General features: G+C 56.7%; 1 protein-coding gene. It reads left to right on the top strand.

Features of this window, described 5'->3' with window-relative positions:
* A partial coding sequence (locus F8R23_RS24070) for a phage late control D family protein (protein WP_151416111.1) occupies positions 1 to 1,046 on the top strand: 1,046 nt, incomplete at its 3' end.

Genomic DNA, 1,046 nt, shown 5'->3' on the forward strand with positions numbered 1-1,046 from the left:
ATGCTCAAAATGGGTGATAAGGATATCACTCACAATATTAGTGACCGCCTGCTATCCCTGACGCTGTCGGACAATCGCGGATTTGACGCAGACCAGCTCGATATTGAGCTGGATGACGCCGACGGTCAGGTCATGATGCCTAACCGGGGGGCAGAGCTGACGCTCCACCTTGGCTGGCAAAATGCGTCATTGTTCAATAAGGGCAATTTTACCGTTGACGAGATAGAGCACCGGGGCGCGCCAGACACGCTGACGATTCGTGCCCGCTCCGCTGATTTTCGCGGCTCGCTCAATGCCCGTCGGGAGGAGTCCTACCATGACACCACGCTAAGCGCGGTGATTAGCAAGATTGCCGAGAGGAACAAGCTGTCGGCCAGCGTCGCAAAAGGATTGGCCGAGATTAAAGTCCCGCATATCGACCAGTCGCAGGAGTCTGACGCCAAGTTCCTGACGCGCCTCGCCACCCGCAACGGCGCGGAGGTGTCGATAAAAGCCGGGAAGCTGTTATTTATCCGGGCCGGGAATGGTGTGACCGCCAGCGGTAAGCCAATACCGCAGATGACGATTGAGCGTCGCGACGGTGACGGGCATCAGTTTGCCATTGCAGACCGCACGGCCTATACCGGCGTCACGGCCAAATGGCTGCACACCAAAGACCCTAAGCCGCAAAAGCAGCAGGTAAAACTCAAGCGTAAACCGAAGCCGCAGCACCTGCGCGCGTTGCAACATCCAAAGGCAAAACCGGTTGCTACCAAGAAAGCAGCGACCAAGCCGAAAGAGGAACGCGAAGGGGAATATATGACCGGCGAGGCCGATAATGTGTTTGCTATCACCACGGTTTACGCCAGCAAGGCGCAGGCGATGCGGGCCGCGCTGGCGAAGTGGGATAAGTTACAACGCGGTGTTGCGGAGTTTTCTATCAATCTTGCCATGGGGCGCGCGGATTTATTCCCAGAAACGCCGGTAGCGGTGAGAGGGTTTAAGCGCGTCATAGACGAGCAGGCGTGGACAATTACTAAGGTGACCCATTCACTCAGCAATAGCGG

It is taken from the genome of Serratia proteamaculans (assembly GCF_008830365.1).
In the GTDB taxonomy this organism is placed as follows: domain Bacteria; phylum Pseudomonadota; class Gammaproteobacteria; order Enterobacterales; family Enterobacteriaceae; genus Serratia; species Serratia proteamaculans.